This window comes from Pseudomonas sp. PDM20, assembly GCF_014852575.3.
Classification (GTDB): domain Bacteria; phylum Pseudomonadota; class Gammaproteobacteria; order Pseudomonadales; family Pseudomonadaceae; genus Pseudomonas.
Genome location: NZ_CM181224.1, coordinates 3377486 through 3398813 on the forward strand (window position 1 = coordinate 3377486; position 21328 = coordinate 3398813).

Genomic DNA, 21328 nt, shown 5'->3' on the forward strand with positions numbered 1-21328 from the left:
CTGGGTTAGAAGTTCACGCCGAAGCTGAGCGCGACGAAGTCCCTGTCGACCGACGTGTTGTAGTCGCCGCCAAAGAAGTCGGTGTAGGAAAGGCTGGTGGTGTAGGTGTTGGCGTAGTCCGCATCGAGGCCGAAGCTGACGGCCTTGCTGCCTTCGTTGAACAGGCCGTTGGGGCCGTAGCCGTGGACGTCGTGCGACCAACTGATGTTCGGCCGCAGGTTCACCCCGGCGAAGACGCTGTTGTAGTCCCAGATCGCGCGGGCGCGGTAACCCCAGGAGGTGGCGGTGACGTAGCCGTCATCGGTGCAGTTGGTGGTCAGGTTGGTGTAGTCGTTGTTGCCCACCGCGCCAGCGATGGTGGTCTGGTTGAGCGCGCGGCAGGTGTTGACCGAACCGGTGGCGGGCAGCGGTCCCGGCCCGTAGACCGGGTCGCGGCCGTAACGCGCCTCGCTGGTCGAGTCGAGCCCACCGACATGCACCACACCCACCTCGCCCACCAGGGTCAGGCGCTCGGCGCCCATGACCTGATCGAAGAAGTGCGTCAGGGTGGTCTGGAACTGGGTGATTTCCTTGCGGCGATAGCCGTGCAGGTCGCCTCCCGGAGTGGCCTGCAGTACCGAGGCATTGCCGTAGGCGGCATAGGCCACCGGGTTGATGGCAGCCAGTGGCCCGACGCCGGAGAACAGCAGGTCCGTCGTGTTCAGCTGGACGGGCGCATTGGGCCGGTAGCTGATCTCGCCGCTCCAGGCGGTTCCGGTGGGCAGCGTGGTCGAGAAGCTCAGGCCGTACAGGTGGATATCTTCCGGATACTCCATGAAGTAACTGGAGTTCCCCGCCACCACCAGGGGGGCCGCTGCACCGGTGCGGCCAGCCACGTTGTAGAGGCTTTGCGAAGGTGCGGTCACGCTGAGGAACGGCGCACGGCTGTGGTAGTTCATGAAGTACGCGCCGAACTCGGTGTTCAGCGGGTCGAACATGTAGCGCAGCGCCAGGCCCCACTGGCCGCCGTCACGGGCATCGCGGTCGCCACTGCGGCGCACCAGGGTGCCTTCGCCGTTCTGGTCGATGTCCATGGTGGTTCCAGGCAGCGCGGCGTTGATGGCATTGCCGGCGGCGAGGTTGTTGGTCAGCAGGCGCAGGTTGCTGCTGCAGCCGTCGGCCACCACGTCCGCCTGGGAGAAGAAGGTGCCGCAGTTGTCGACGACCGTCTGGTCCCACTCCAGCTGGTAGAAGGCTTCTGCCGAGAGGCTGTCGGTCAGGCTCTGCGACACGTAGAACATGTTCACCGGGATCAGGCCTTCCTTGATCTCGGCGCCGGGGCGGCGGAAGGCGGCAACGTCGATCGGGTTGATCGAGTTGATGCTGTTGAGGATGAAGGTGCTCTCCCCCCAGCTCACCACCTGCTTGCCCAGACGGACCGAGCCCGGCTGATCGGCAATGGTGTAGTTGTGGTAGACGAAGGCATCGAGCATCTGCGCGCCAGCGGACTTCGCGCCCTCCTTGCGACCGCTGTCGTCGATGTCCTTGAACGGCCGGCTTTCATCCTTGAGTTCGAAGTCGTACCAGTACTTGCCGCGCAGGAACACGCCGGTGTCTTCGTACTTCAGCTCGAGGTCGTGGATGCCCTTGAAGATCTTCGAGAAGGTCTTGCCCTTCTTGAAGTTCAGGTGCCCGTCATCGGTGGTCTGCGACAGGCCCTTGCCGCCGTTGTTGACGCCGATGAGGTCCGGATCACCACCGCGTAGCGCCCAGCTGGCCCCCACGGACAGGGACGAGTCGAAGGTTCCCTCGACTTCACCGATATTGAACGTGACGGCCTGGGCCTGTGCGGCACAGCCCAGTGCAACGGCTAGCGCCAGTGCGTTGGGGGCGAATCCGGCGCGCGCTTTTGTTGTTGTCATGCGGCTTTCCCGTGGTTGGTGTTGGCCCGGGAAAACTAATCAGTACGAGAGAACGACGTAAGCGACGAAGTAGGGATTCAGAAACTCATACTTAGGTATGAGCGCAGCCGATCGCATTGCCCGCTGGCGACAGCAATTGCCGAATCTGGCCACCGGGAATAGAGCGGCAGAGCCCCTCGCCCAAGCTTTCGCCTGGCATATGCCCTGTCGTGAAATGCTCTTTGCTTCGACTGACTGGCGGGCAGATCCGCCGGGTGCTTGCTCACCGCGCGTCTAAGCTCTTGCGACACAAGGGGCCCGGGGCGATCCCATGGAGTCGGGCCGCAAAGCCAGGGAGACTGCGCATGTTCAGATTCATCAAGACCACCATTGCCGGCGGTCTGCTCTTCATTCTTCCGCTGGTACTGCTGTTCATCCTCATCGAGAAGGCCATCCATCTGCTCAGTGGCCCGCTGCAGAAGGTGCTGCCGATCTTCGCGGGCTTTTCTGTCGCGGGAGCCACCTCCGTCACCGTGGCGGCCATCTTCGTGCTGCTGCTCTTCTGCTTCCTGGCGGGTCTGCTGGCCAGGACTGCAGCAGCTTCCAGCGCACTACGGGCGCTGGAAGACCGGCTGCTCGGCAATCTGCCGGGCTACCAGCTGCTCAAGGACGCGACAGCCCGATTCACCGGCATGGAGAACATCGAAGGCGCCCGCGTCGTGATGGTCATCCAGGACAGCGGCTACCGATTCGGCCTGTGCCTGGAAAGCCGGGAAGACTGGCTGCTGGTCTACATGCCTGACGGTGGCCCCGCAGGCGGCACCGCTGGCGAGGTGCAGACACTGACCAGCGATGCCGTGGTGATGACCGATATCCCCTGGCTTTCGCTGCTGGCCTGCCTTCGCCGGGGCGGACGCGGTGCGCTGGAGCTGGCCGCTCCCTACCTGGACGGGAAAGCCCCGGCCGGCACTGACTGAGACTTTCCCGCAGCCGCTCTCGATGGGCCCCGCCAATGGCGGCGGAGCCCACCACAGGCCTCAGCGCACTACATGCAGGTAGTGCAGATGCCGCTCGTACTGATCCAGGATGTCGGCAATCACGTCGTCACGGCTCCAGCCCATGATGTCGTAATCCTGGCCACCTTCGCGCAGATGCACCTCGGCGCGGAAGTACTTGCGGGCTTCACCGCCATCGCTGTCGTCGAGCACCATGAAGCTCGGACTGGTAAAGGCCCGCGGGCGAACCTCATAGCGGAAGTGCGCCTCGCCCGAAGGCGAGAGGTCGAGGCTGACACGGCCATCGTCCAGTTCCACCACCGAGACCTCCTGCCCCTGCTTGCGCAGCTCTGCTGCCACCTCCTCGCAGGCCGGGCGGACCACCTCGCTGATGAAGCGGGTGACGTGGGCGCGGCGTGGCTTCATGGCGATGTTGCGCAGGCGGCGCTGCCAGCCGCCTTCGTGATGGGGGGCATGGCGCGGTGCAGGCAACGCCTGGTTGCGCAGGCCGCGCCGCGTGGCGTCCAGGTGCAGCGCGCGGAACAAGCCCCAGATCGACGCCAGCAGGATGATCGAGAAAGGCAGCGCACTGGCGATGGTCGCCGTCTGCAATGCCTTGAGCCCGTTAGCCAGCAGCAGCGCCACGGCGACCACACCGATGCTCACCGACCAGAAGATACGTTGCCACAGTGGCGAATGGGCATGCCCGGAAGAGGCCAGCATATCCACCACCAGTGCGCCGGAATCGGCGGATGTCACGAAGAACACCACCACCATCAGCACCGCCACCATGGACACCACACTCGACAGCGGGAAGTGCTCCAGGAAGGCGAACAACGCCAGCGAGCTGTCCTGATCGACGATTGTCGCCAGGTCGCGCACCCCCTCGTTGAGGATCATGTGGATGGCCGAATCACCGAACACCGTCATCCACAGCAGGGTGAACCCGGCCGGCACGAAGAGCACGCCGCAAACGAACTCGCGGATCGTCCTGCCGCGCGAGATGCGCGCGATGAACAGCCCCACGAAGGGCGACCAGGACAGCCACCAGCCCCAGTAGAGCAGCGTCCAGCCGCCGATCCAGTCGGTCGGTTGATAGGCGTAGAGATTGAAGGTCTTGTTGACGATGTCCGACAGGTAGGCGCCGGTGTTCTGCACATAGGTCTGCAACAGGAAGACGGTCGGACCGAGCAGCAGCACGAAGAGCATGAGGATCACGGCCAGCGCCAGGTTCAGCTCGGAAAGGATGCGGATGCCCTTGTCCAGGCCGCTGGCGACCGAAAGCGTGGCCAGGCCGCAGGTCACCGTGATGAGGATGATCTGCACCGTGGGATTCACCGGCAGGCCGAACAGGTGGTGGAAACCACTGTTGATCTGCAGCACGCCGTAGCCCAGGGAAGTGGCGACGCCGAATACGGTACCGATGATGGCGAAGACATCCACTGCGTGGCCGATGGGCCCGTAGATGCGCTCGCCGATCAGCGGATAGAGCGCCGAACGCAGGGTCAGCGGCAGGCCCTTGCGGAAGCTGAAATACGCCAGGATCAGGCCGACGATGGCGTAGATTGCCCAAGCGTGCAGGCCCCAGTGGAAGAAGGTGATCTTCATTGCCTCGCGGGCGGCAGCGACGGTGCCCGCCTCGCCCACCGGCGGGCTGGTGAAGTGCATGATCGGCTCGGCTACGCCGAAGAACATCAGGCCGATGCCCATGCCGGCGGAAAACAGCATGGCGAACCAGCTGCTGCTGCGGTACTCCGGCTCGCTGTGATCGGGGCCGAGCTTGATGTCACCGTAGCGGCTGATGGCGAGGAACACCACGCTGATCAGGATCAGCGCGACGGCGAGGATGTAGAACCAGCTGGCATTGCCGAAGATCCAGCGCTGCACGCTGTCGAACTGCGTCTGGGCCTCGGCCTGGAAGACCACGGCGTACAGCACGAGCAGGAAGATCAGTGCGGCGCTGGTGTAGAAAACCGGTGGATTGAGGGTGCTGCGGGGGCGGGACGAAGTCTCCATCAAGTGTTATCTCCTGTAACGCGTCAGCCTGTGCCAGAAGCGGGCGCAAGCGCTGCCAAGGGTACCCTTTTTCGGTATCGAATTTTCTCGATGGGGCAGCACTGCCCTTCCCCGCCGCCGCTCAGGGGCAGGCGCTCGCGCCCCCTGCACTGGCCCGCGCCACCTGCTCCGCCAGCTTGCGCAGGTTGCTCTGATGCGCGCTCACCAGGCTGTCCACGCTATTCTCCGCAGGGCTCTGCAGGCTGCTGTGGCAAGTCAGGGATTTCTCGCTGCCGTGCTTGCGCAAGCGCCATTGAGCCTCCAGCAGTGAATACTGCCCCGGCACCGAATCGAATCGCTGGACCTCCACTCGCAACAGCGACGCGCCGGGCGCAGGCGCACCGAGCTGGTCCTGCAGGGCGTTGCCGAACTCGTCGACCAGATTCGCGCCCCACCACTCGGTCTCGAGGATCACCAGGCCGCTGCCGCCCTGGCGAACCACCATCTGCGAGCGATCCACCTGCGGCGGCAGCAGCACGCGCTCGACGCGCACCTGGCCGCTGGCGGGGCTGCCGGGCTGGGCCGGCAGCAGCGTGTGATAGTGCACCGGCGCGCTGCTGCAGCCCCCCAGCAGCGCGAACAGTCCCGCCAATGGCAGCAGGGATGACTTCGGCATCGGCTTTCTCTCCTGTGTACGGTGCTTGCTCATGGCTGCAGGTTGTCCGCATCCGCACCCTTGGGTTTGCCACGGATGAGCGATTCGGGGTGACGTCCGAGGTAGTCGGAGAGATCGCGCAGCGAGCGTGACATGCGATCCAGCTCATTCAGGGTATCGCTGAGTTTCTCCCGCTGCGGCGAGTTCTCGCCCAGCGCCGAGTTGGCCGTGGCCAGGGTCGAACGCACCTCGGCCAGGGTGCTGGTCACCGCGGGCAAGGTCTGGGTATTGAACTGCTTGAGGCTGCCCTGCAGCTCGCGCAGGTTGCCATCGAGATTGTTGGCGATGCTCTCCAGCGGCAGCTTGCGGATACGCTCCACCACTGCCTGCAACTGCTCCTGGAGTTTTTCCAGGCTGCTGGGAACCGTGGGGATCAGCAGCGGCCGGGCAGTGCCATCGAAGGCCACGGGCTTGGCATCGGGATAGAAGTCCAGGGAAATGTACAGCTGGCCGGTCAGCAGGTTGCCGCTGCGCGCCTGGGCACGCATACCGTGCTCGACGAAGCTGCTGATCACACGGGTGACCCCGGCCTCATCCCCGGTCGTGCTGTTGAACGCCCGGACCATCTTCTGGTGCACCGGGCCCAGTCGCTGCGGGTAGATCACCGCATCGACCAGCACCGGGAAGCTTTGCTGCTTCTCGTCGTAGTCCAGCTGGATGCCCGTGACCTTGCCGAACTCGACGCCCATGAACTCGACTGGCGCGCCCACGCTGAGCCCGCGCATCGACTGGTCGAAACGCAGGCGCAGGTACTGGGCGATACCCGACGGCGGCGCCAGGGCGCCCTCGCGGTCGGCGTACAGGTCGAAGACCTGGTTGTCGTTGGCAGCCGCCACGTCGGTGCTTCCCTCCGGCGTGCCGAAGGCCAGCCCACCCACCAGCAGTGCCGAGAGCGACTCGGTATTGACCTTCAGGCCGTTGGCGCCTACATCGACGTCCACGCCGCTGGCGTTCCAGAAACGGGAGTTCTGGGTGACGAAGGCGTCGTTCGGCGCCTCGACGAAAATGCCCAGGTCCACGCCCTTGCCATCGCTGCGCAAGGCATAGGAGGTCACCTGCCCCACCGGAATCTTGCGGTAATAGATCGGCGAGCCGATATCCAGCGAACCGAGGTCTTCAGCGCGCAATACGAAGCTCTTGCCCTTCTCGCCATAGGTGATGGGCGGAGGAGCCTCCAGCCCGGTGAAGCGCTTCTGCGGCGCCCGCGACTCCCCGGCATCCGCGCCAATGAAGTTGCCCGACAGCAGTGTGTCCACACCGGTAACGCCACCGGCACCGATACGTGGGCGCACCACCCAGAACTTGGCGCCCTGGGTGGCAAAGGATTCCGCTTCCTTGTTGAGCTTCACCGTGGCGTTGACGCTGTTCTTGTCGTTGGCCAGCTCCACCGCCTCGACCTCCCCGATGACCACGCTGCGGTACTTGACCTGGGTCTTGTGCGCGACCAGGCCTTCGCCGGTCCTGAACGAGATTTCGATGGTCGGCCCCTGCTCCATCCAGTTGCGCACGATCAGCGAGGCGCCCACCAGCAGCGCGACTATCGGCACAATCCAGACCATCGACACGTTCCAGCGCCGCGTGCGCACCGGCGCGGCCCCCGGCGTGCCTGGCTTAAGGGTGTCCTGCTGCATCGATAGGGTCTCCGTCGTCCCAGATAAGCCGTGGATCGAAACTCATGGCGGAAAGCATGGTGAAGACAACCACCAGGCCGAAGAAAAGAATGCCCGCTCGCGGCTCGATGGTGCCCAGTTCGCGCATCTGCACCAGGGCGGCCACCAGCGCGACGACCAGCACGTCGAGCATCGACCAGTAGCCGATCAGTTCGACCAGGCGATACAGCTGGGAGCGCTGGCGTTGCGCCCAGCTGCTGCGTCGCTGCACGGTCAGCAGCAACATGCCCATGGCCAGGAACTTGACCGCCGGCACGCCGATACTGGCGATGAAGATGATCAGGGCGATATCCCACGCCCCGCTTTCCCAGAACTCGAGCACGCCGCCGCCGATGGTGCTGTCGATGCCCTGGCCGAGCATCTCGGTATGCATCACCGGCAGCAGGTTGGCGGGGATGTAGAAGATCAGGGCGGCGATGAGAAACGCCCAGGCGCGCGTAACGGCCTCGCCCTTGCGCACATGCAGCGGCGCACCGCAGCGCCCGCAGTGATGGCCGTGCTCACGGACATCGCAGGCCAGTCCGCAACCATGGCAGAGGCACAGGTTGAGTTCGGTCGCCAGGGGGGGACGGCTCATACGCGCTCCCAGAGTTCGCGGATATCCTTCCCGGCGATATAGAGGATCAGTACGCTGAGCGCCGCCATGGCCAGCAGCCCGATGCCGGGGATCACGTCGAGCAGGCCGGCCAGCTTGATCACCGCGACCATGGTTCCCAACAGGCAGACCTCCAGCATGCTCCACGGGCGCAGGGCCTCCAGCCAGCGCATGCTGAAGGCGAAAGCCGGCGCCCGGCGCCCGGACTGGGCGAACGCCAGCACCCAGATGAGCAGTGTTATCTGCAGCACCGGGGCGAGGATGATCGCCAGCGCCACGACCAGCGCGATGAGGGTGATGCTGCCGCTGCTGAGGATCATCACCGAATCCCACAGCGTCGCGGAGTTGCTCAGCCCCTGCATGCTGATGGTCATCACCGGGTAGCTGTGGGCGAACGCCAGCAGGATGGCGCCGGTAATGGCCAGGGCCAGTCGCTGCTGAATCGTCAGCGCATTGTGCCGGTGAAGGACTCCGCCACAGCGCTCGCACAGGGCACGCTGATGGCGCTGGAGCGGCTCACGCCGGTACACCGCATCGCAGTATTCGCAAATGATCAGATCGCTGGAGGTCGACATGCGGACTCTCGGCTTGCCGTGTACGCGCTACTGCCCCCGATTCGCGCCACGCTTATGTCGGGGAAGACTAGTCGAATAATCGCCGGGGGCCGCTTGAAGAGTGCCGGACCAAATGGTCAGCGGGCCTGCTCACGGTTTCCTCGGGGCCAGCCATACTGAGTCCAGCCCCGGCTTTTCAACTGCAGCCCATTACGAGAGGGAGATTCGTCGATGGTCGACTTCGTGTTGCATGCATTGCGCGCCAACCCTGAGATAGCGGTCTTCCTGGCCATCGCGCTGGGCGTGCTCCTGGGCCGCGTACGCATCGGCGAATTTCACCTGGGATCGGTGGCTGGCGCTCTGCTGATGGGCTTGCTGATCGGTCAGATCGGCCTGGAAGTGCCGCACGTGCTGAAGTCGGTATTCTTCGCGCTGTTCATCTACGCCGTGGGCTTCAAGAGCGGGCCGGAGTTCTTCGGCAGCCTCAACCGCGGCACGGTCAAACTGGTCGTGCTGTCCGTCGTCCTGTGCGCCACCGCACTGGCCACCATCCTGGTCATGAACCGAATCTTCCAGTTCGACGCGGGTTTTACCGCCGGGCTGGGAGCCGGCGCGTTGACCGACACGGCCATCATGGGGACCGCCAGCAGCGCGATAGCACAACTGGCCATCGATGAAGCGGCGAAATCCCAGCTCAACAGCCACATGGCGGTCGCTTACGCCATTACCTACGTGTTCGGCACCATCGGGCTGGTGGTCTTCGTCGGCAGCATCGCCCCCAGGCTGCTGCGGGTCGACCTGAAGGAGTCGGCGAGGGAGCTGGAGCGTCAACTGGGCATCGAACGGGAAGAGAACGCCATCAGCATTCCCTACACCCGCATCGTCGTGCGCGCCCACTGCCTGAGCGTGCCCGCCGCCGTTGGCCAGCGCATCCAGGACATCGAAGCGCTTCACGCGTCGCTGAGTATCGAGCGGGTCATTCGCAACGGGCAGATTCTGGAGCGCTCAGCGGACCTGAAGCTCAGCGCCGGCGACATACTCGCGGTCTATGCCTTGCGCGAGGCCGTGCCCGAGCTGAGCCAATGGATAGGCCCGGAAATCGACAACCCGGAAAGCATGTCGTTTCCCACCCGCGATGCCGACATCGTGCTCACCTCCCGCAAGCTGGCCGGCAAGACCATTCACCAGATCAAGGCCATGCTGATCGGCGCCGAGCGCATGGGCTGCTATATCCGCACCATCACCCGCCAGGGGCTGGAGCTGCCACTGCTGCCCGAAACGGTGCTGCACCGGGGCGATGTCATTACGCTGGTGGGCCGTACCGCGAGTGTCGAGGCCCTGGCCGAGCAGATCGGTCGCATCCGCACAAGCAACTACAAGAGCGACATTGCCATCCATGCCCTGGGGATGGTGATCGGTTCCCTGGTCGGCATGCTCTCGACGCATATCGGCATGATTCCCGTGGAGCTGGGCATCGGCGGCGGCGTGCTGCTGGCGGGGCTGCTGATCGGCTGGTTCAACTCGCGTCATCCCGAGCTCGGTGCGCTGCCTCCGGCCGCACAATGGGCGTTCTCCGAGTTCGGCCTGACAGCATTCGGTGCCGTCGTCGGCTTGCTGGCAGGACCCGCCGCCATCACCGCCATCCAGGAGCAAGGCGCCGCCCTGCTGGTCGCGGGAGCGATCGTCACGATCATTCCGCCGCTGGTGACGCTCTATTTCGGCCGCTACGTCCTGGGGCTCCACCCGATGATCCTGTTCGGTGCCCTGGCCGGCGCCCAGACGGAGGCCGCATCGATGAACAAGATCATCGAGCAATCCGGCAGCAACACCCCGGTCGTCGGCTTCACGGTCTGCTACGCCATTTCGAACGTGCTGCTGGCAGTCTGCGGCCCCATCATCGTGGCCCTGACCACGTCCTGAGAGGCAGATTGCCAGAGCGCAGGAGCGCGCCGGCAATGGCGGTCAATGATGGTGCTTGTGCTTGTGGTGGTTGTCGTGGTGGTCGTGATTGTCATGGTGGTCATGGCCATCGTCGGCCAGGTTGTTGCCGATGGCGCTGCCCGCCGCGCCACCGAGACCCGCGCCCACAAGGCCGCCAGTAGATCCGCCCACCTTGCTCCCGACCACCTGGCCGCCCGCCGCACCGAGGCCGCCACCAATGGCCGCTTCGGTCTTCTTCCCGTTCTTCGCCGACATCGCGCCGCCTGCCGCCCCGCCGACCCCGGCGCCGATCGCCGCGCCAGTACTACCACCGACGGCATTGCCCACCACGCTCCCCAGAGCGCCTCCAATACCGCCTCCGACCGCCGTGGTCGTGGTCTCGCCGGCCATGACGCCTTGTGACGCCAGGATGGTAAAAGCAAGTGCTGAGAGGGACTTCCGCATCATCGACTCCAGAAACTGTATACAAGACAACCAGTCTGAAGGACGCGGAAATGGCGGACAAATCGACCTTCGCGGTTCATGGACCTGAGTCAATCAATCGGTCCGTTCTTCCCCCGCCTGTCGCTTGGGCCAACTCTTGCTCGATGTGAATCAATCAGCGGGTTGCGTACATTTCCCCCTGGGCGCTCCCTGCGACAACTTCGAAAGCATTTGGCACGAGCCCGACTATTCTTCTGTGCGTATGGCCTGCCGGAACTCCGATGGGCAACAAGGAGACGCTTCTTGAATCGGACTCGACTGCTCATCGCATCCTGCCTGTCGCTGATTTCATTCTTCGCTCATGCCCAGGTGGCTTTTCTCCAGGGCCGTCTCTACGAGCTTCGCCGCGATACTTCGCCAGCCACCTGCACCGAATGGCCGAACGGGCTCCCGGACGGTGTCTGGGGCAATGGCGGCGAATACGTTCCCGATGGCGATCACTTGAGCGGCAATGGCGACGTGCTGATCACTTCGGCGATCTACAAGCCCACGGGTGTTCGCGTTTCTCACACCTTCTATAAAAGCCGGCAGTCGTGTCTGGCGGACCTTTCCCCACAACCGATGACGGCTGCCGCGAAGAACGATAGCCAGGGCAGCTACGTCGACAGGCTGCAGCAGGATTTCGGTAGCCGCCTGTATTTCAGCTCCGCCGAGGCGGAGGCCCTGGTGAAGAAGATCAATATCGACTGCAAGGCTCCCGATGGCCGCTACCTGCCGCTCTACAACGCACTTCTGGCGCGTCTGGACGAAGCCAGCACGCCCGACGCCTGGATGGAGACCAGCGTGGTCAACACCGGCAAGAAGCTGCGGGTGTTCGACAGCGTGCGGCTGAAAAGTGGCAAGGAACTCACCCCTCAGTTGACCCTGGAAATCAACGAATTCGGCGGATACGAAACCCACGGCGTACGCCCGCAGGCGCTGTCGAACGCCTGCTTTGGCAGCTACGGTCCGATCTGGAAGCTCTAGTTTTCCCCGAACCATCGTAAGTATTTGAATCTGCTGGAGTTGCCTTTCTAGGTGGGCGATAGCGACTTAAGCTCGCCGGCCGGCAAAAAGCTGCGGATCACCCATACTCATTTCTCACCGATCAGCACTCGCCAGGTCCTCCACAACGTGAGGCCTGTGCGATGCGTGTGCCTGAGCGGCGCAGTAGCAGATGCAAGCCCCCTGCTCTCTTTCCCCAGAGAAGCCCTGGGAGCGGGGTGACGTGGCAGCCAGGAAGCAGCCGGCGGGAGAACACCTGCCGGGCGGTATCGACAGGGCCAAGTGGCCCGCAAGGAACCACAAGAGGGCTGATGAATGCCACATGACGGGAGCCTGCTGCAGGCGACGGTAATCTTCCTGCTGACGGTCGTCATTCTCGTACCCCTGGCGCAACGCCTGAAGTTGGGCGCCGTGCCGGGGTATCTGCTGGCCGGCATCCTGATCGGCCCGTCCGTGCTGGGCCTGGTCAGCCACCCGGAGAACGTCAGCCGCCTCTCTGAGATGGGCGTGGTGATGCTGCTGTTCATCATCGGCCTGGAGCTTTCCCCACGGCGCCTGTGGATGATGCGCCGCTCGCTGTTCGGCGTAGGGTCGCTGCAGGTAGGGCTAACGGCCCTGGTACTCGGGCTGATCGCCTTCCTGCTGTTCGGCCAGTCACCTGCCGCTGCCGTGGTACTGGGTGTGGGCCTGGCGCTTTCTTCCACCGCTTTTGGCCTGCAGGTGCTCGCCGAGCGCAAGGAACTGGGCAAACCCCATGGCCGGCTGGCTGTCGGCATCCTCCTGTTCCAGGACATCGCGGCCATTCCGTTGATCGCCGTGGTGCCGTTGCTGGCGGGCAGCGGCGACCCTTCCAACGAAGGCGTGCGCCCTTTGCTGACGGTCGCCGTGGGCATCGGCATCGTGATCATCGGCGGCCGTTACCTGCTGCGTCCGGTGTTCACCTGGGCGGTCGGCTCGGGCTTGCGCGAGCTTTCCACCGCCACCGCACTGCTGGTGGTACTGGGCACCGCCTGGATCATGGAGCACGTCGGTGTCTCCATGGCGCTGGGCGCATTCCTCGCCGGCATGCTGATGGCCGAGTCGCAGTTCCGCCATGAACTGGAATCCCAGATCGAGCCGCTCAAGGGCCTGTTGCTCGGATTGTTCTTCGTTGGCGTGGGCATGACTGCCGACCTCAGCCTGCTGGTCGGTGCGCCGTTGCTGGTACTGGGCCTGACGGTGCTGCTGGTGGGCATCAAGCTGCCGTTGCTGTTCGGCCTTGGGCGCTTCACCGGCGGACTGGAGCGTTCCGAAGCGCTCTGCCTGGGCGTGGTGCTGGCGTCCGGTGGCGAATTCGCCTTCGTGGTGTTCAAGCTGGCCCTGGATCACCAACTCCTGGAGCAGCGGGTCCACGACGTGCTGGTCCTGGTCATTACCCTGTCGATGGCCGTAGTGCCTCTGGTGATGATGGCGCTGGCCCGTCAGTTGCGAGGCGATGCGTCCGTCGGCGAGGTGCCGGATGGGCCGCCGGAAGTCAGCGGCGAGCCGCGCGTGGTGATAGCCGGCATGGGCCGTATGGGGCGGGTGGTCGCCAACCTGCTGCAGGCCCAGGGTGTGCCGGTGGTGGCGCTGGATACCTCGATGGACGCCATCGTGCGCCAAGGCAAGGAAGGTCGCGTGCCGGTGTACTACGGCGACCCGACGCGGCCGGAAATCCTCCACGCCGCCAAGGTCGGCGAGGCGGAACTGGTGATAGTCGCCACCGACGACCCGCAGATCAACCTGAACACCGTGGACGCCCTCTCCCGCCTCTACCCCAGGACCCGGGTGATCGCCCGCGCACTGAACCGCCAGCAGGTCCTGCAATTACTCGACCGGGGCGCCAACCCGGTGCGCGAGACTTTCCACTCCAGCCTGGAGATGGGCCGCCGCGCCTTTATCGAACTGGGCGTGAGCGAGGAACAGGCCGCCGCCTGGGTGCGCCGCTACCAGTTGCAGGAAGTGCAATCGCTGCTGGAACTGCACCGCCAGGGCCGCGACGACGAACCGGGTGGCTGTTTCGCCGACGATGGCAGCGGCCTTGCCGGTGTCACTCCACCCACCCCACAACCACCCGAACCACCCCAACCAGGCGCCGAACAGCGCAATGACCGTCCCGCCTGAGGAGAACAGCCATGCAACCAGGATTCAAGCTCGACGGAGCCCTCTCCCAGGGCATGCTCGACATACTCATCAAGGCCGGGCTGGTCGCCGCCCTGGTGATCTTCTCCTTCGAGGTGTTCCAGCCGTTCCTCGAACTGATGCTGTGGTCGGTGATCCTCGCGGTCACCCTCTATCCTGTGCTGTGCAGGATCAAGGCGCGCACCGGCCTGAAGGATGGCCACGCCGCCACCCTGCTGGTGCTGTTCGTGCTGCTGGTGCTGATTGTGCCGATCTACCTGATGGCAATGTCCATCACCGAGTCCGCCGGCAGCGTCGGCGACATCCTCAAGAGCGGCACCCTGCACGTGCCGGCGCCCCAGCCTTCGGTGGCCGAGTGGCCGCTGATCGGTCCGCGCGTCTATGACCTCTGGCTGGCCGCCTCCACCAGCCTCACCGATGTGCTGCGCGGCCTGATGCCCAACATCAAGGACGCCGGGCGCATGCTGCTGGGCGCCGCCGCCAGTGCCGGCGGGGCCTTCCTGCTGTTCGTCGGCGCCATCATCATCTCCGGCATCATCATGGCCTTCGGCGAGATGGGCACCATCGCCGCGCAGCGCATCGCCCAGCGGATTTCCGGTGCGGAACGCGGCCTGCACATCGCCGCGCTGTGTACCGCAACGATCCGTGCAGTGGCCCTGGGGGTAATCGGCATCGCCTTCATCCAGATGTTGCTGATCGGCATCGGCTTCGTCATCAAGGGCATCCCCGGCGCAGGCATCCTCGCGCTGATCGTGCTGGTGCTGGGCATCGCCCAGGCACCGGCGAGCCTGGTCACCCTGCCAGTCATCATCTATGTGCTGAGTACCGAAGGTTTCACCGGCACGACCATCGTGTTCGCCATCTATATCTTCGTCGCCGGGCTCGCCGACAACGTACTCAAGCCGCTGCTGCTCGGACGCGGCGTCGACGTGCCGATGCCGGTGGTGCTGATCGGCGCCCTCGGCGGCATGGTGGTCAAGGGCATCATCGGCCTGTTCCTCGGCCCGGTGATCCTCGCCGTGACCTACAAGCTGTTCTGGCAATGGGTGGACCAGCAGGTGCCGAAGATGGACAAGCCCGCCACGCCGGCCGAATGACCCAGGGATCGCCATGGCAGAGCGCGTCACACGCGGCATCCTGATCATCGCCGCCCTGCTGGGCGGCTGCACCCAGGTCGGCCCGGACTACCAGAAGCCGGAGCAGCCGTGGCTGAACGGCTGGAGCACGCCGCTGCTGGAGCAGGCCGGCCAGCATGCGGCTGCGCCGGATTTCAGCCGCTGGTGGACGGTCTTCGCCGACCCGACCCTGGATGCCCTGATCGCCGAGGCCGACGCGCACAACACCAGCCTGCGCGTGGCCGGCCTGCGCATCGCCGAGGCGCGCGCACAACTGGCCATCGCCGAGACCGGACGCTATCCGCAGTTGCAGCAGATCAGCGCCGACAGCCTCTACCTCAAGCAAAACCAGCACGGCGCGCCGAGCGCACGGGACTCGGTGTTCTGGCAATCCAGCGTGGGTTTCGACATCGGCTGGGAGATCGATTTCTGGGGCCGCTTCAGCCGTGCCATCGAGTCGGCCGATGCAGCGTATTTCGCCACCCAGGCCAACTACGCCGACGCCATGGTGCTGCTGCGCGCGCAGGTCGCCGACACCTACTTTGGCCTGCGCACCGCCGAGGCGCGCCTGGATATCGCCCGCGAGAACGCCAGGCGCCAGGAGCGCAGCCTGGAAATCACCGAGCGGCTGTTCCGCCACGGAGAAAACGACGAGCTGGACTGGCAGCAGGCGCGTACCCAGTACCTGGCGACCAAAGCGACCATCCCCGAATTCGAGAACCAGGTGAACGCTCTGCGCAACATCCTCTGCGCCCTCCTCGGCCGCCCGCCGGGCGAGATGCCGGAGCTGCTCGCGCGCCACGGCCAGTTGCCGATGCCCAACGGGGCGATTCTCCAGGATGTGCCGGCCAGCCTGTTGCAGCGCCGCCCGGACATCCGCGCCGCCGAACAGGCGGTGGCCGCGCAGTCGGCGCTGGTGGGCGTCGCCGAGGCCGACCTGTACCCGTCGCTGAGCCTGATCGGCAGCCTCGGCTGGAGCTTCGTCTCGGCCAGCAACCTGCCCGACAGCTTCAACCTCGCCGCCGGCCCGAGCCTGATCTGGAACCCCTTCGACTACGGCCGGCGCAAGAACGCCGTGCGCGTGGAAGATGCGCGCCTGCAGCAACTGATCGAGCTGTACCAGCAGGATGTGCGCAACGCCGCGCGCGAAGCCGACGACGCCGCCAGTGGCCTGGTGCGCTCACTGCAGAGCGCCGGCATCCGCGAGCAGGCCTCGCAGGCGGCGCAGCGCTCGCTGAGCCTCGCCAGCTCGCAATACCGCGAAGGTTTCGCCGACTTCCAGCGCGTGCTCGATGCCCAGCAACTGCTGCTGCAACAGCAGGACGGCTACCTGGTCAGCCGCGGCAACGCCGTCAGCAGCCTGGTGGCGCTGTACAAGGCGCTCGGCGGCGGCTGGGACAGCCAGCGCGCGCCCATCGATTCCGCTACCCGGCAACAGATGCAGCAACGCACCGACTGGGGTGACCTGCTCGATGAGCCCTCCCCAGCCGCCAAGGATCAAGGAAGCCCGAAATGAGCGACACCCCCGCTACCCCGCCGGCACCGCCCTCGCCTCCCGCCCCCGGCAAATCCGCGCCGGATCGCGGCATGCGCCTGGTGTTGCTGCTGATCGTCGTCAGCCTGGTCTGGTACCTGCTCGCCGATCGCTTCACGCCCTATACCCAGCAGGCGCGGCTGCAGGCCTACGTGGTCGCGGTGAGCGCCGAGGTGGCCGGCCCGGTAAAGCGCGTGGCCGTGGGCAATAACCAGGAAGTGCGCAAGGGTGACGTGCTCTTCGAACTGGACCAGGAGCAGTACCGCATCGCCCTGCAGCGCGCCGAGGCGGACCTGGACACGGTGCGCCGGCAGATCGGTGCGAGCACCGCCGGTATCGACTCCGCCCAGGCTTCGCTCGCCGCCGCCCAGGCCAATGAGCGCAAGGCCCGGCAGGATGCCGAGCGCCTGCAGCGGCTCTACCAGGAAGACCCCGGTACGGTTTCCGTACGCCGCCTGGAAAGCGCGCAGGCAACCCGCGAACAGGCGGCCAGCCAGGTCGCGGCGGCCCGCGCCGAAGTCGAGCGCGCCCGCGAACAGCAAGGCGGCCATGATGAAGACAACGCCCAGTTGCGCAGCGCCACGGCCAACGTCGCCAAGGCCCGCCTCGATCTTGCCCGCACCACGGTGCGCGCCGACTCCGACGGACTGATCACCGACCTGCGCACCGACGTCGGCCACTATGTCGGCCCCGGCAGCCCGGTGATGACCCTGATCGCCATCCACGACCTGTGGATCAGCGCCGACATGACCGAGAACAATCTCGGCCACCTGCGCAACGGTACCCCGGTACTGGTGGTGCTCGACTCGCTACCGGGCGAGCTGCTCACCGGGCGTGTCCGCAGCATCGGCTACGGCGTCAGCGTCGGCCAGGGCACGCCGCCGGGCTCGCTGCCGACGGTGCAGAACAGCCGCGAATGGCTGCGCTCGGCGCAGCGTTTCCCGGTGATAGTCGAGCTGGACCGCGACCAGCTGGCGAGCCCGGCCGGCCTGCGCGTGGGCGGTCAGGCCGAAGTCATGGCGCTGCCCAGCGAAGGCAATCCGCTGAACCTGCTCGGCCGTGTGTTCATGTGGCTGATGAGCTGGCTGTCGTATGCCTATTGAGCTGCGTCGCCGACGTGCGCTCCGGCTGGCCTGGGGCACGGCGCTGTGCCTGGCGGCCAGCTACGGAATCGGCATGCCGATCCCGTTCCTCGCCCCCGTGCTTGCCGTGCTCCTGCTGGCGATGCGCGCCCAGGCCCTGCCGCTCAAGGCGGCTCCGGCCCTGGCGGTGCTGGTAATGCTCAGCTGCGGCATCGGCCTGCTGCTGATCCCGCTGCTGCGCCACGCGCCCCTCAGCGGCGTGCTGTTGGTCGGCGTCGGCCTGTACTGCGTGTTCCGCTATGCGCTACGCGGTGGCAACGGCCTGCTGGCGAACCTGCTGGTGATCGGCCTGACCATGATCGCCGCCGCCGGCACAAGTGACTTCACCCTGGCGTTGTCGGTGGTCGAGGCGCTGGCCAAAGGCATGCTGCTGGCCGTATTGAGCACCGCCGTGGCCCACGCCCTGTTCCCGGAGCCCGCCGATGCGCCCTCGCCCCCAGCCCAGCCCCTGCCCAATGAGCAGGAAGCCGCCTGGATCGCCCTGCGCGCCACGCTGATCGTGATGCCCGCCTTCCTCCTGGCGATCATCGCGCCGGACCGTTTCATGCCGTTGATCATGAAGTCCGTGAGCCTCGGCCAGCAGGCGGGGGAAACCCGTGCGCGCCATGCCAGCCGCGAGCTGATCGGCTCCACCCTGCTGGCCGGCGTGCTGGCGATTTTGGTCTGGGGCGCCCTGAGCCTGTTCGTGCACCTGTGGATGTTCTTCCTCTGGGTGCTGCTGTTCACCCTCTGGCAAGGCCGTCGGCTGTACGCCGCCGTGACCACGCGCAAGAGTCCCGCGTACTGGGTCAGCTGCCTGACCACCATGCTGATCCTGCTTGGCCAGTCGGTGGCGGACAGCGCCGGCGGCCAGGACGTCTACCGCGCCTTCGCTATCCGCATGGCGCTGTTCCTCGCGGTGTCGCTCTACGCCAGCGGCATGCTCATCTGGATCGACGGCCGCCGCGCGCGAGCCCGCGCGGCCTAAGGCTTCCAGTCCACGCCGGAATCGGCCAGGTAGGCATCCACCGCAGCGCCCAGCGTCGGGTGGAACGCCGATTCGCCCAGGCCCTCGAACAGCTCGAACTGCTTCATCTTGTCCTTCACCGGGTCCTTCATCTCGGCGAACTGCAGCTCGACGCCGCGCTGCTCCAGCACCTTATCCAGTTCGGCGAGCATATCGGCGGACGTCACGTCGATGCTGGTCACCGGGCTCGCGGCGATCACCAGCCGCTGTACTGGCGTCGGTGACTCGTCCAGCGCCGCCAGCACCTGATTCTGGAACTGCTCGGCGTTGGCGAAGAACAGCGGCGCATCCCAGCGCAGCAGCACCAATCCCGGTATGCGACGGGAATTCGGGTAACGCGTTACGTCATGATAGCCGCGCACTCCATCGACCCTGCCGAGCACCGCATGGTGCGGCCGCCAGCCGTCCCAGAGGAATTCGATCACCGAGATCACCACGGCGATGCAGATGCCGGGTATTGCGCCGAACACCGCCACGCCGACGAAGCAACTGATCGACAGCCAGAACTCCCAGGGCTGCATGCGGTAAATGCGTTTCAGGTCGGCGAACTCGAACAGGCCCAGCGCGGCGGCGATCACCACCGCGGCCAGCGCGCTGTTGGGCAGGTGCTCCATCAGGTTCGGTGCCACCAGCAACAGCAAGGTCACCGCCAGCGCGCCGATGATGCCGGTGAGCTGGGTTTTCGACCCCGCAGCTTCGGCCACCGGGGTACGCGAGGAACTGCTGCTGATGGGGATGCCCTGGAACAGCCCTGAGGCGACATTCGCCACGCCGAGGCCGAACATTTCCTGGTTGGGGTTCACCGGGCTTTTCAGTCGTGCCGCGTAAGTGCGCGACAGCACGCTGGTATCCGCGAAGGAAACCAGGGCCACGGCGACGCCGCCCAGCACCACTTCCACCAGGTCGATATCGGTCACCCAGGGGAAGGCAAACGACGGCAGCCCCTGCGGCAGCTGCCCCAATACCTTGACACCCTGGTTGCCGAGGTCGAACAGGCTGACCGCCAGGGTCGCCAGGATGACCGCGATAAGGATGCCCGGAATGCGCTTGTAGGGCTTGAGCAGCAGGATCAGCACCAGACTGCCGGCGCCCACCGCGAAGCTCGTCCAGTTGGCGCGTCCCTCCATCAGTGCCTGGCCCAGTTGCCAGATATCCCGCAGCGGTCCTTCGCTGTCGACCTTCAGGCCGAACAGCTTGGGCAACTGGCTGATCAGCACCGTGAGTGCGATGCCGTTCATGTAGCCATAGCGGATCGGTTTGGACAGCAGTTCGGTGATGAAGCCCAGGCGCAGCAGGCCGGCGATCATGCAAACCGCACCGGACACCAGCGCCATCAGGCTGGCGATGGCAATGGCCCGCTGCGGGTCGCTCGCCGCGTACTGCACCACCACCGCGAGGATCGGCGCGGCCAGCGCCGAATCGGGGCCGAGCACGAGGATCCGGCTCGGCCCGAACAGCGCGTAGGCCAGCAGCGGGATGATGGTCGCGTACAGCCCGTAGATACCGGGCACGCCGGAAGCCTCGGCATAGGCAATCCCCACCGGCACCAGCATGGTGGTCAGCACCAGCCCGGCGGCCAGGTCCCTGGGCAACCAGCTCGTCTGGTAGTTGCGCAGGGTGACGAGGCCGGGCAGCCAGCGCTGCCAGTCGAAGCCGGATCGGGATTGCGACGGGGTTTCGGACATCGGGGAAGTGGCTCCTGGCGAAAACGACAAAAGGCCCAGCGAAGCGGCAACCTTATCGTCTACAGCGTAGATCAGCGGCCGTACTGCCAGCGTCGAGCCGGTCACGATAGTTTCCGCGCCGCCAGCGGATTCGCACCTAAACTTCCCCCAGCCGTCCGTCACTGGAGAAACGCCCGCTCATGAGCAGCTTGTTCGACGCCATCCTACTCGGGCTGCTGGCCCTGTTGCCGCTGATCAACCCGCCGACCACGGTCGCGCTGTTCCTTGCGCTGTCCCAGGGTTTCAGCCGCGAAGAGAAGAACCAGCAGGCGCTGCTGACCGCCTGCTACGTATTCATCATCATGACGCTGACCTACTACATCGGCGAGTTCATCATGGGGGTGTTCAGCATCTCGATTCCGGGCCTGCGCGTCGCCGGGGGCGGCATCCTCTGCATCATCGGCGGACGCATGCTGTTCCCCGCGCCCATGCCCTCCCCTGACTCCCGCGAGGACCTGCCCGAACGCACCAGTTTCGCCTTCATCCCGCTGGCCATGCCCAGCACCGCCGGGCCCGGCACCATCGCGATGATCATCAGCTCCGCGGCCAGCATCAAGCACAGCACCAGCTTCCCGAACTGGGTGATCCTGGTCGCGCCTCCGCTGATCTTCCTCTGCACCGGACTGATCCTCTGGGGCTGCCTGCGCGCCTCGGACCTGATCATGAAGGCCACCGGCAAGTCCGGCATCGACGCCATCTCGCGACTGATGGGCTTCCTGCTGGTGTGCATGGGCGTGCAGTTCGCCATCAATGGCCTGGTGGAGGTCGCGCAGACGCTGATCGACACCAACGCCCATCTGCTTGCGCAACCCTGAAACGCAAGCGGGCAACGAAG

Annotated in this window: 17 protein-coding genes; 9 read left to right on the forward strand and 8 right to left on the reverse strand. The window is 65.5% G+C overall.

Going from position 1 to position 21328, the window contains the following annotated elements:
* Positions 1–5: 5 nt before the first annotated feature.
* The gene (locus IB261_RS15450) at positions 6–1901 is read right to left on the reverse strand and encodes a DUF1302 domain-containing protein (protein WP_192382508.1); all 1896 of its coding nucleotides are present in this window, start codon (positions 1899–1901) and stop codon (positions 6–8) included.
* Between the two features lie 344 nt (positions 1902–2245).
* Here IB261_RS15450 and IB261_RS15455 point away from each other — a divergent pair, with 344 nt between their 5' ends.
* Positions 2246–2857: a hypothetical protein gene (locus IB261_RS15455; RefSeq protein WP_081520006.1), complete on the forward strand. Its 612-nt coding sequence runs from the start codon at positions 2246–2248 to the stop codon at positions 2855–2857.
* A gap of 60 nt (positions 2858–2917) precedes the next feature.
* Here IB261_RS15455 and IB261_RS15460 read toward each other — a convergent pair whose 3' ends face one another.
* The 5 genes from IB261_RS15460 to IB261_RS15480 form a co-directional block, all read right to left on the reverse strand.
* The gene (locus IB261_RS15460) at positions 2918–4891 is read right to left on the reverse strand and encodes a BCCT family transporter (protein WP_081520007.1); all 1974 of its coding nucleotides are present in this window, start codon (positions 4889–4891) and stop codon (positions 2918–2920) included.
* Positions 4892–5012: 121 nt separating this feature from the next.
* The gene (locus tag IB261_RS15465; protein WP_081520008.1) at positions 5013–5546 is read right to left on the reverse strand and encodes a PqiC family protein; all 534 of its coding nucleotides are present in this window, start codon (positions 5544–5546) and stop codon (positions 5013–5015) included.
* Positions 5547–5575: 29 nt separating this feature from the next.
* A complete protein-coding gene (locus IB261_RS15470; protein WP_081520009.1) occupies positions 5576–7216 on the reverse strand; it encodes a PqiB family protein in 1641 nt (546 codons plus the stop codon).
* Positions 7197–7832: a paraquat-inducible protein A gene (locus tag IB261_RS15475; RefSeq protein ID WP_081520010.1), complete on the reverse strand. Its 636-nt coding sequence runs from the start codon at positions 7830–7832 to the stop codon at positions 7197–7199. Before IB261_RS15475 ends, IB261_RS15470 begins: the two co-directional genes overlap by 20 nt.
* Complete coding sequence (locus tag IB261_RS15480) at positions 7829–8425, reverse strand: paraquat-inducible protein A (protein WP_192382509.1); 597 nt, start codon at positions 8423–8425, stop codon at positions 7829–7831. Before IB261_RS15480 ends, IB261_RS15475 begins: the two co-directional genes overlap by 4 nt.
* Positions 8426–8635: 210 nt before the next feature.
* Here IB261_RS15480 and aspT point away from each other — a divergent pair, with 210 nt between their 5' ends.
* Entirely contained in the window at positions 8636–10324 is a 1689-nt protein-coding gene (aspT, locus tag IB261_RS15485; RefSeq protein WP_192382510.1) for an aspartate-alanine antiporter, read from the forward strand.
* Positions 10325–10366: 42 nt separating this feature from the next.
* Here aspT and IB261_RS15490 read toward each other — a convergent pair whose 3' ends face one another.
* Entirely contained in the window at positions 10367–10789 is a 423-nt protein-coding gene (locus IB261_RS15490) for a YMGG-like glycine zipper-containing protein (protein ID WP_192382511.1), read from the reverse strand.
* Between the two features lie 282 nt (positions 10790–11071).
* On the opposite strand from IB261_RS15490, the gene IB261_RS15495 reads away from it, so the two are divergent.
* From IB261_RS15495 to IB261_RS15520, 6 genes are all read left to right on the forward strand, one after another.
* Positions 11072–11794 (forward strand): hypothetical protein, encoded by a 723-nt coding sequence (locus IB261_RS15495; RefSeq protein WP_192382512.1) that lies wholly within the window; start codon positions 11072–11074, stop codon positions 11792–11794.
* A 333-nt stretch (positions 11795–12127) separates the two neighbouring features.
* Positions 12128–13954: a monovalent cation:proton antiporter-2 (CPA2) family protein gene (locus IB261_RS15500; RefSeq protein WP_192223469.1), complete on the forward strand. Its 1827-nt coding sequence runs from the start codon at positions 12128–12130 to the stop codon at positions 13952–13954.
* An 11-nt stretch (positions 13955–13965) separates the two neighbouring features.
* Positions 13966–15069: an AI-2E family transporter gene (locus IB261_RS15505; RefSeq protein ID WP_192295966.1), complete on the forward strand. Its 1104-nt coding sequence runs from the start codon at positions 13966–13968 to the stop codon at positions 15067–15069.
* Positions 15070–15082: 13 nt separating this feature from the next.
* Positions 15083–16603 carry an efflux transporter outer membrane subunit gene (locus IB261_RS15510; RefSeq protein ID WP_192382513.1) on the forward strand — a complete coding sequence of 507 codons (1521 nt, stop codon included), beginning with the start codon at positions 15083–15085 and terminating at the stop codon, positions 16601–16603.
* Positions 16600–17724 carry an HlyD family secretion protein gene (locus tag IB261_RS15515; RefSeq protein WP_192382514.1) on the forward strand — a complete coding sequence of 375 codons (1125 nt, stop codon included), beginning with the start codon at positions 16600–16602 and terminating at the stop codon, positions 17722–17724. The genes IB261_RS15510 and IB261_RS15515 overlap by 4 nt, the downstream gene beginning before the upstream one ends.
* Complete coding sequence (locus IB261_RS15520; RefSeq protein ID WP_192382515.1) at positions 17714–18730, forward strand: DUF2955 domain-containing protein; 1017 nt, start codon at positions 17714–17716, stop codon at positions 18728–18730. Before IB261_RS15515 ends, IB261_RS15520 begins: the two co-directional genes overlap by 11 nt.
* On the opposite strand, the gene IB261_RS15525 is transcribed toward IB261_RS15520, so the two are convergent.
* Positions 18727–20454 (reverse strand): SulP family inorganic anion transporter, encoded by a 1728-nt coding sequence (locus tag IB261_RS15525; RefSeq protein ID WP_151187163.1) that lies wholly within the window; start codon positions 20452–20454, stop codon positions 18727–18729. The two genes, IB261_RS15520 and IB261_RS15525, sit on opposite strands and share 4 nt — an antisense overlap.
* Positions 20455–20633: 179 nt before the next feature.
* Here IB261_RS15525 and IB261_RS15530 point away from each other — a divergent pair, with 179 nt between their 5' ends.
* Positions 20634–21308: a MarC family NAAT transporter gene (locus tag IB261_RS15530; RefSeq protein ID WP_192210616.1), complete on the forward strand. Its 675-nt coding sequence runs from the start codon at positions 20634–20636 to the stop codon at positions 21306–21308.
* Positions 21309–21328 lie beyond the last annotated feature (20 nt).